We start from the raw sequence: 8,763 nt of genomic DNA on the forward strand, positions 1-8,763 counted from the left end.
GCGGCCCCCCCCCCCCGCGCTCCACACCCCCCGGGGGGGGGGGGGGGCGGGGGCCCCCCGCCCCCCCCCCCCCCCCCCGCTCCCGTTCGACGCCCCGCCCCGCCCCACCCCACCCCGCGCGCTGTCCGCCTCGCCGATCTTGCACTTTCGGCTGCCTTAATGCGCCTTTTGCGGGCATTGGTCACGACAGAAAGTGCAAGATCGACGGGAGTTCTCGCCCGGGTCGCCTGCGTGTCGAGTCAGAGGAGACGTTTGGGACCTGTGGCCGCACCGGGGTGGACGGTGACACCGAAGCGCGTGATCACGGTGGTGGACGACGCCGTCCGCACCATGATGGCGCGTTACGACCGGAAGGCAGACCGGTAGCTCCACCGACCTGAACACGGCGGTATGAAAGACCGTCGAGCTGATCGGTCCCTGCAGGGGCGATCAGCTCCACGACCTCGGTCAGGGGGTGCTGGTTACCCCGGGTGCGACCGACTCGCGGGCGGTGGTGGTGTGCGTGATCGCCGGGCCGCCGGTGCGGGTGCCGCGCAGGAGGGCGGCCATGGTGGCGGCGACCACGACGGAGCCGATGGCGTAGCCGAGTTCGACGCGCAGCGCGGTGGCCACGGGTGCGAGGGTGGCGGCGACCAGCGCGGCCACCCCGACGGCCCAGGCGACGGCCTGGGCCCGGTGCCGGTCGAGGGCGAGCAGCGCCTGACCGAGGACCATCGCCCAGAGGTAGGCGAGGGTGGCCGCGGCGAGCCAGGCGAAGTCACCGTGGCCGAGGACGTCCGGCGCGTCGAAGAGGGTCTGCACCAGCCACGGGCCGAGCAGGACGGCGAGCACGGCGCCGGTGACGCCGAGCGCGGTGACGATGCCCAGGGCCCGCCGCAGCAGCCCGTTGAAGGCGGTGCGGTCGCCGGTCGCGGCGGAGGTGGCGAGGCCGGGTAGCAGGGACGCCTGGAGCGAGGCGAAGACGAACAGCGGGATCCGGACGAGCACCAGCGCGGAGAGCAGCGCGCCGGCGGTGGCCACGTCGGAGGGGTCCAGCACCTTCACGTTGATCACGCCGATGTTGACGACGACCTGGGAGAGCAGGCTGGACGTGATGAGCAGGCCGAGGCCGCGCAGGAACGCGGCCCAGGCGACGGGGACGCCGCCGCCGACGGCCCGGAGCACGGGTGGGGCGGTGACCGCCACGCCGATCAGGGGCGCGGCGATCAGCACCGCGCCGAACCAGACGGGGGAGGTGACGCCGGTCAGGCCGAGCAGGGCGACGAGGGCGATGCGCAGGCCGCCGTCGACGCCGAGCTGGGTGCCGTACCAGGGGAACAGTTGCAGGCCGGAGAGCACGCCGCGGGTGGTGTGCGCGACGGCGAGCGCGGCGAGCGACCCGATCAGGACGGCGACCATCCGGTTGTCGCCGGCGAAGAGCCGGTCGGCGAGCGGTGCCCGCGCGACGATGATCAGCGCGACGACCGCGACGAGCAGGCCGAGGGCCAGGGCGGCCCCCCGGGCCAGTACGGGCCCGGGGGTGAGGCCCTGGCTGTGCCGACCGGCGACGAGACGGGCGACCTCCTGTTCGACGGGCATGAACAGGCCGATGCCGAGGGTGAAGACGATCGTCCAGAGCGCCGCGAGCGACGAGTAGTCGGCCTCGGTGAGGCTGTGCCCGGCGACGGCCAGGTGGACGTAGGAGGCGAGCCCCAGCAGGGCCAGGCCGGCGCCGACGGCGACGGTGCCCGGTGGGACCAGACTCAGCAGCCGCCGGATCACCGGCGAATGAGCGCCAACGTGAGGACGGCGAAGGCCCGACCGAGGTAGATCATGGCCTTGGCCGGGGAGTGGCTGGGGGTGCCCGCCATCCGCTTGCGCATGGCCACCGGCACCTGGCGGATGGTGTAACCCCGCCGGGCGGTGTGCACGAGCGTCTCGACCGTGTCGCCCAGGTATTCGACCGGGTACCAGGTGGCGAACATGTCGATCACGCGGCGGTTGGCGGCCCGGAACCCGGAGGTGGTGTCGGTGAGCTTGGTGCGGGCGACGCGGGAGAGGACGCCGGAGAGCATGACCATGGCCCAGCGGCGGGGGCCGCGGACGTTGTAGTCGCCCTCGCCGGCGAAGCGGGCGCCGATCACCAGGTCGGTGTCGTCGAGCAGGTCGACGAGCTTCGGCACGTACCGGGGGTCGTGCTGGCCGTCCGCGTCGATCTGGATGGCCACGTCGTAGTCGTGGTCGCGGGCGTACCGGTAGCCGAGGCGCATGGCGCCGCCGACGCCGAGGTTGTACGGCAGCTTGGCGACCCGGGCGCCGGCGGCGGCGGCGACGGCGGCGGTGCGGTCGGTGGAGCCGTCGTCGACGACGAGCACGTCGACGCCGGGAAGCTCGCCGCGGACCTCGCCCACGACGTCGGCGATGGAGCCGGACTCGTTGAGCGCGGGGATGATGATCAGGACCCGCTTGCCATTAACCATCGTGCGACACCAGTTCGTCTCGGGCCGCCCGGTCCGCGTCGATCTCGGCGCGGAGCAGGGCGAAGTCTTCTGCCAGGGTCCGGGTCTCTTCCTCCAGGGCGCTGACCTCCCAGCTGAGGTGCACGCAGACCAGCAGCAGGAAGACGATGCCGAGGAAGAGCACGAGGCTCACGCCGGACTGGACGCCGAGCAGTTCGGCGACGTTGTCCAGCAGGCGGGGGAAGAGCGACAGCGGAATGACGATCACCAGGACGCAGAGCCAGAGCATGCCGTACTTCTCGCGGAGCTGCCGGCGGCGCAGCAGCTCGACGATCGTGGCCAGCAGTATCAGGCCGGTCAGGCCGGTGACGAGGGTGAGCTTCATGCGACCTTCCACGGGGCGGGGGGAGCGGCGGAGGCGTACGTGGCGGCCAGGGTGGTGCGCGCGCCCTGAAGGGGTGGCACACCGGCGGCGGCCCAACGGCCGTTCCCTAGCAGACTGTACGCCGGTCGGGGGGCGGAACGGGGGGACCGAACGGGGGTGTTCGCCCTCCTCATGCGGTCGGCGCCGCCTTGAGCGGCTCCCACCAGGCGCGGTTGTCGCGGTACCACCGCACGGTCTGCGCCAGACCGTCGGTGAGGTCGATGCTCGGGGCGTACCCCAGCTCTTGGTTGATCTTGGTGATGTCGAGCGAGTAGCGGCGGTCGTGGCCCTTGCGGTCGGCGACCGGGACGACCCGGTCCCAGCCGGCGCCGCAGGCCTCCAGCAGCAGGCCGGTCAGCTCCTTGTTGGTGAGCTCGGTGCCGCCGCCGATGTTGTAGACCTCGCCGGCGCGGCCCTTCTGCTGGACCATCGCGATGCCCCGGCAGTGGTCGTGCACGTGCAGCCAGTCGCGGATGTTGCCGCCGTCGCCGTAGAGCGGGACGGTGCCACCGTCGAGCAGGTTGGAGACGAAGAGCGGGATGACCTTCTCGGGGAACTGGTACGGCCCGTAGTTGTTGGAGCAGCGGGTGACCACCACGTCCATGCCGTGGGTGCGGTGGTAGGCCAGCGCGAGCAGGTCGGAGCCGGCCTTCGAGGCCGAGTACGGCGAGTTGGGGGCGAGCGGCCAGGTCTCCGTCCAGGAGCCCTCGTCGATCGAGCCGTACACCTCGTCGGTGGAGACGTGCACGAAACGGCCGGTGCCGTGGCGCAGCGCGGCGTCGAGCAGGGTCTGCGTGCCGAGCACGTTGGTGGTGACGAACGGCGCGGCGCCGGCGATCGAGCGGTCGACGTGCGATTCCGCCGCGAAGTGCACGATCACGTCGTGCCCGGCGACCACCTCGTCGACGACGGTCGGGTCACAGATGTCGCCCTGCACGAACCGCAGCCGCGGGTCGTCGCGCACCGGGTCCAGGTTCGCCAGGTTGCCCGAGTAGGTGAGCTTGTCGAGCACGGTCACGCCGGCCGGGTCGAGCGCAGGCACCCCCGCGGCCGTGCCACCGGGCACGCCGAGCAGCATGCGGACGTACTCCGAACCGATGAATCCGGCACCGCCGGTGACGAGGATCCTCACGGGTCCAGGAGTGTACGCGAAGGCGTGCGCGGGCATGTCGGCGGTGACCTGCGACATGCCGGCGGGCTGGTTGCGGCTAAGCTCCCCAGGTGCGCGGAATTCTACTCGCCGGCGGTACCGGTTCCCGGCTCTGGCCGATCACCCGGGCAGTGTCCAAGCAGCTGCTGCCGGTCTTCGACAAGCCGATGATCTATTACCCTCTCTCCACCCTGATGATTTCCGGGGTGCGGGAGATCCTGGTGATCACCACACCGGAGGACCAGGACCAGTTCCGCCGATTGCTCGGCGACGGCAGCCAGTTCGGGCTGCGGCTGGAGTACGCGACCCAGGACCGTCCGGAGGGCATCGCCCAGGCGTTCCTGCTGGGCGCGGACTTCATCGGTGCCGAGTCGGTGGCCCTGATCCTCGGTGACAACATCTTCCACGGCGTCGGCCTGGGTCGGCAGCTCGCCGCCCACAGCGAGGTTGTCGGCGGCCGGATGTTCGCCTACCCGGTGGCCAACCCGCAGGAGTACGGCGTGGTGGAGTTCGACGCGGAAGGGCGGGTGCTCTCGATCGAGGAGAAGCCGGCCCGGCCGAAGTCCCGCTACGCGGTGCCCGGACTGTACTTCTACGACAACCGGGTGGTCGACATCGCCGGCAAGCTCACCCCCAGCGCCCGGGGCGAGCTGGAGATCACGGCGGTCAACGAGGTGTACCGGGAGACCGGGGAGCTGTCTGTCACCCTGCTCGACCGGGGTACCGCCTGGCTGGACACCGGCACGCACGCCTCGATGATGCAGGCCGGCGAGTTCGTCCGGGTCATCGAGGAGAGGCAGGGCCTCAAGATCGGTTGCGTCGAGGAGGTGGCCTGGCGGGCCGGGCTCATCGACGACGACCAGCTGCGCGCGCTCGCCGAGCCACTGGTCAAGAGCGGGTACGGCGAGTACCTGTTCGGACTGCTGGCCGAGAAGAACGAGGGGCGCGTGGGCCGGTGAAGATCCGCGAGCTGAGCATCGAGGGCGCCTGGGAGATCAGCCCTCAGCAGCACGGCGACCCGCGCGGCATGTTCATGGAGTGGTACCGCTTCGACAAGCTCGCCGAGGCGGTCGGGCACCCGCTGCGCCTCGCCCAGGCCAACCTGTCGGTCTCCGCGCGCGGCGTGGTGCGCGGCATCCACTTCGCCGACGTACCTCCCGGCCAGGCGAAGTACGTGACCTGCGTGCGCGGAGCGGTCCTCGACGTGATCGTCGACCTGCGGGTCGGCTCACCGACCTTCGGCCGCTGGGAGGGCGTCCGGTTGGACGACACCGACCGGCGGGCCGTCTACCTCAGCGAAGGGCTGGGGCACGGGTTCTGCGCGCTGACCGACGACGCGACGCTGAGCTACGTCTGTTCGGCCACGTACAACCCGACCGGCGAGCACGCGGTGCACCCGCTCGACGAGGAACTGGGCATCGAGTGGCCCGCCGACACGCCACTGCTGTCCGCGCGCGACGACGCCGCGCCGACCCTCGCGCAGGCCCGCGAGAGCGGCCTGCTTCCGGAGTACGACGCCTGCCGGCGGTTCGTGGCCAGCATCGGACCGGACGGAATGTCGCACTCAGCCGGTATGTGACCATCCCACGGGCACGACCTGTGGTGTGACAGTGACGAACCGGGCCTCCGGGCGGCTAATGTCTCATCATGGAGCGGCGAATCTTCGGCCTCGAGACCGAGTACGGCGTCACCTGCACCTATCGCGGGCAGCGGAGGCTGTCCCCGGACGAGGTCGCGCGGTATCTGTTCCGGCGCGTCGTGTCCTGGGGTCGGTCGAGCAACGTGTTCCTGCGCAATGGGGCCCGTCTCTACCTGGACGTCGGGTCACACCCGGAGTACGCGACACCGGAGTGCGACTCGGTGACCGACCTGGTGGCCCACGACCGGGCCGGCGAGCGGATCCTGGAAGGGCTGCTCGTCGACGCGGAGAAGCGGCTGCACGACGAGGGCATCGCGGGTGAGATCTACCTGTTCAAGAACAACACCGACTCGGCCGGCAACTCGTACGGCTGCCACGAGAACTACCTGGTCTCCCGGCACGGGGAGTTCGGCCGGCTCGCCGACGTGCTCATCCCGTTCCTGGTGACCCGGCAGTTGATCTGCGGGGCCGGCAAGGTGCTGCAGACCCCGCGCGGCGCGGTCTACTGCCTCTCGCAGCGGGCCGAGCACATCTGGGAGGGTGTCTCGTCGGCGACCACCCGCAGCCGCCCGATCATCAACACGCGCGACGAGCCGCACGCCGACGCCGAGCGCTACCGGCGCCTGCACGTCATCGTCGGTGACTCGAACATGAACGAGGTCACCACGCTGCTCAAGGTCGGCACGGCCGACATCGTGCTGCGGATGATCGAGGCCGGCGTGGTCATGCGGGACCTGTCGCTGGAGAACCCGATCCGGGCGATCCGCGAGGTGTCGCACGACATCACCGGCCGCCGCAAGGTGCGCCTCGCCTCCGGCAAGGAGGTGAGCGCGCTGGACATCCAGCAGGAGTACCTGGCCAAGGCCACCGAGTTCGTCGAGCGGCGCGGCGGCGACCAGGCCGCCAAGCGGGTGGTCGAGCTGTGGGGCCGGGTGCTCAACGCGGTGGAGAGCGGTGACCTGGAGCCGGTCTCGCGGGAGATCGACTGGGTCAGCAAGCTGCGGCTGATCGAGCGGTACCAGCGCAAGCACGACCTGCCGCTGTCGCACCCCCGGGTGGCGCAGATGGACCTGGCGTACCACGACGTGCGCCGTGGCCGGGGCCTCTACGGGCTGTTGGAGCGCCGCGGCGAGGTGGACCGGGTCGCCACCGACCCGGAGATCTTCGAGGCCAAGGAGACCCCGCCGCAGACCACCCGGGCGCGGCTGCGCGGCGAGTTCATCCGGCACGCCCAGGAGAAGCGGCGCGACTTCACCGTCGACTGGGTGCACCTGAAGCTCAACGACCAGGCGCAGCGCACCGTGCTCTGCAAGGACCCGTTCCGGGCGTACGACGAGCGGGTGGAGCGGCTGATCGCCAGCATGTGACGGGTCCGCCGGCCCCGACGGTGGTGTACGCCGACGGGGCCGGCGCAACCGGTAGGCTGAGCGCGCCATGACGACTTCTGGACCATCCGACCCCTCCGAGCGCGGCGGCGCCCGACTGAACTGGGTCGAGCGCCGGCGGGAAAAGATCCGCGCCGAGATCGATCGCAACCGGCGCGGTGAGTACACCGTGCCGACCTGGGTGCTGGCCGTGGCGCTGGCGCTCATCGTGGGCGGCTGGCTCGCCCTGATCTTCCTCTCCTGATCCCGCCCCGCGCGGTAGCGCGCGGTGTCCGGTGATCCCTGCCCCGCCGTCGCCCGCTGTCCGGCGTGCTGACCCGTCGGGGCCAGGGGTTGGCCCGGCCGGGTCGCCCCGCCGGGTAACCGCTGGCCGTCGCCATCGCGGGCCGTCCTGCCGCCCAGCGTGCCGGCGACGCCAGGACGCGACCACGCGGGAGGCGATCATGAACGACCCGACGGTGCCCCAGCCGGAACGCGACGGTGGGGGCTGGGTGGACCCCGGGCCACGCGACGTGGTCCGCGACCGGCAGAACCCCGACCTGTTGACCCCACCGAGCACGGACGCGGGCACGCTGCCGAACCTGCGGTTCTCCTTCTCGGACGCGCACACCCGGGTGCAGCGCGGCGGATGGACCCGGGAGGTGACCGTCCGGGAGTTGCCCATCGCCACCGAGCTCAGCGGCGTGGACATGGCGCTGGAGCCGGGCGGGTACCGGGAGATGCACTGGCACAAGCAGTCCGAGTGGGCGTACGTGTCCCGTGGCAGCGCCCGGATCAGCGCCGTCGACCAGGAGGGCCGCAACTTCCTCGACGACGTACGCGCCGGTGACCTGTGGTTCTTTCCGCAGGGGGTGCCGCACCACATCCAGGCGCTGGACGAGGGGGTGGAGTTCCTGCTGGTCTTCGACGACGGCGCGTTCACCGAGAACGGCACGTTCCTGATCAGCGACTTCTTCGCGCACACCCCGAAGGACGTGCTGGCCAAGAACTTCGGGTGGCGGCTCGATCAGCTCGACTCGATCCCCGAGCGGGAGAAGTACATCTTCGCCGGCCAGGTGCCGCCGCCGCTGGACCAGGACCGGGTCGTCAGCCCGACCGGGGACGTGCCCCGCACCCTCAGCCACCGGCTGCTCGCGCAGAAGCCGCAGCGGTTCCCGGGCGGGCAGGTCCGCATCGCCGACGTCACCCAGTTCGCCGCCGCCACCACGATCTGCGCCGCGCTGGTCGAGGTGGATCCGGGCGGGATGCGCGAGCTGCACTGGCACCCCACCGACGACGAGTGGCAGTACTACCTGTCCGGCCACGGGCGGATGGGCGTGTTCGCCAGTCAGGGCGTGGCCGGCACCTTCGACATGCGCGCCGGTGACGTCGGGTACGTGCCGTTCGCCTACGGCCACTACATCGAGAACCTCGGCACCGAGCCGCTGGTGTTCCTGGAGATGTTCCGTAAGCCCCGGTTCGAGTCCGTCTCGGTGACCCAGTGGATGGCGAACACTCCGCCCGAGGTCAGCGCCGACACCCTGAACCTGCCGAGAGAACTCATCGAGGCCCTACCCCGAGACCAACGCCCCGTAGTCCGCTGACCCCACCCGATTGGTCCCGGTGATCAAGAGATTTGCGTCAAAATCGCGCCGGCGGGTTCAGGGTGTCGGTGCAAGCAGTAGCCGATCAAGGGCTTCTGCGGGAGTGTCCCATCCCAGGGTCTGGCGGGGGCGGCCGTTGAGTTG

Annotated in this window: 9 protein-coding genes; 5 read left to right on the forward strand and 4 right to left on the reverse strand. The window is 71.0% G+C overall.

The features are described from left to right. Positions 1-447: 447 nt before the first annotated feature. The 4 genes from ACIA3K_RS30550 to rfbB form a co-directional block, all read right to left on the reverse strand. A complete protein-coding gene (locus tag ACIA3K_RS30550) occupies positions 448-1,761 on the reverse strand; it encodes a polysaccharide biosynthesis protein (protein ID WP_396805166.1) in 1,314 nt (437 codons plus the stop codon). Beyond that, complete coding sequence (locus ACIA3K_RS30555) at positions 1,758-2,459, reverse strand: glycosyltransferase family 2 protein (RefSeq protein ID WP_355233519.1); 702 nt, start codon at positions 2,457-2,459, stop codon at positions 1,758-1,760. The genes ACIA3K_RS30550 and ACIA3K_RS30555 overlap by 4 nt, the downstream gene beginning before the upstream one ends. Then, positions 2,452-2,823, reverse strand: coding sequence for a DUF2304 domain-containing protein (locus ACIA3K_RS30560; RefSeq protein ID WP_007459918.1), 372 nt, complete (start codon positions 2,821-2,823; stop codon positions 2,452-2,454). Before ACIA3K_RS30560 ends, ACIA3K_RS30555 begins: the two co-directional genes overlap by 8 nt. A gap of 169 nt (positions 2,824-2,992) precedes the next feature. Then, positions 2,993-3,994, reverse strand: coding sequence for a dTDP-glucose 4,6-dehydratase (gene rfbB / locus ACIA3K_RS30565; RefSeq protein WP_396805168.1), 1,002 nt, complete (start codon positions 3,992-3,994; stop codon positions 2,993-2,995). 89 nt (positions 3,995-4,083) lie between these two features. Between rfbB and rfbA the strand changes: the two genes are divergently transcribed. The 5 genes from rfbA to ACIA3K_RS30590 all read left to right on the forward strand — a co-directional run bounded on the left by rfbA (position 4,084) and on the right by ACIA3K_RS30590 (position 8,619). Beyond that, the gene (gene rfbA, locus ACIA3K_RS30570; RefSeq protein WP_396805170.1) at positions 4,084-4,971 is read left to right on the forward strand and encodes a glucose-1-phosphate thymidylyltransferase RfbA; all 888 of its coding nucleotides are present in this window, start codon (positions 4,084-4,086) and stop codon (positions 4,969-4,971) included. Continuing rightward, the gene (gene rfbC, locus ACIA3K_RS30575; protein WP_396805172.1) at positions 4,968-5,591 is read left to right on the forward strand and encodes a dTDP-4-dehydrorhamnose 3,5-epimerase; all 624 of its coding nucleotides are present in this window, start codon (positions 4,968-4,970) and stop codon (positions 5,589-5,591) included. The genes rfbA and rfbC overlap by 4 nt, the downstream gene beginning before the upstream one ends. A gap of 68 nt (positions 5,592-5,659) precedes the next feature. Next, positions 5,660-7,018, forward strand: a complete 1,359-nt coding sequence (gene pafA, locus ACIA3K_RS30580) for a Pup--protein ligase (protein ID WP_234581936.1) — start codon at positions 5,660-5,662, stop codon at positions 7,016-7,018. 67 nt (positions 7,019-7,085) lie between these two features. After that, entirely contained in the window at positions 7,086-7,280 is a 195-nt protein-coding gene (locus tag ACIA3K_RS30585) for a hypothetical protein (protein WP_396805174.1), read from the forward strand. A gap of 199 nt (positions 7,281-7,479) precedes the next feature. Further along, a complete protein-coding gene (locus tag ACIA3K_RS30590; protein WP_396805176.1) occupies positions 7,480-8,619 on the forward strand; it encodes an oxalate decarboxylase family bicupin in 1,140 nt (379 codons plus the stop codon). Positions 8,620-8,763: the final 144 nt, after the last annotated feature.

The organism is Micromonospora sp. NPDC051543, from assembly GCF_044454415.1.
Lineage (GTDB): Bacteria > Actinomycetota > Actinomycetes > Mycobacteriales > Micromonosporaceae > Micromonospora.

What these genes read in the sequence shown, in the direction of transcription:
- ACIA3K_RS30590 (WP_396805176.1), top strand. Translation starts at nt 7,480, where the DNA reads ATGAACGACCCGACGGTGCCCCAGCCGGAACGCGACGGTGGGGGCTGG.
- pafA (WP_234581936.1), top strand. Translation starts at nt 5,660, where the DNA reads ATGGAGCGGCGAATCTTCGGCCTCGAGACCGAGTACGGCGTCACCTGC.
- ACIA3K_RS30585 (WP_396805174.1), top strand. Translation starts at nt 7,086, where the DNA reads ATGACGACTTCTGGACCATCCGACCCCTCCGAGCGCGGCGGCGCCCGA.
- ACIA3K_RS30560 (WP_007459918.1), bottom strand. Translation starts at nt 2,823, where the DNA reads ATGAAGCTCACCCTCGTCACCGGCCTGACCGGCCTGATACTGCTGGCC.
- ACIA3K_RS30555 (WP_355233519.1), bottom strand. Translation starts at nt 2,459, where the DNA reads ATGGTTAATGGCAAGCGGGTCCTGATCATCATCCCCGCGCTCAACGAG.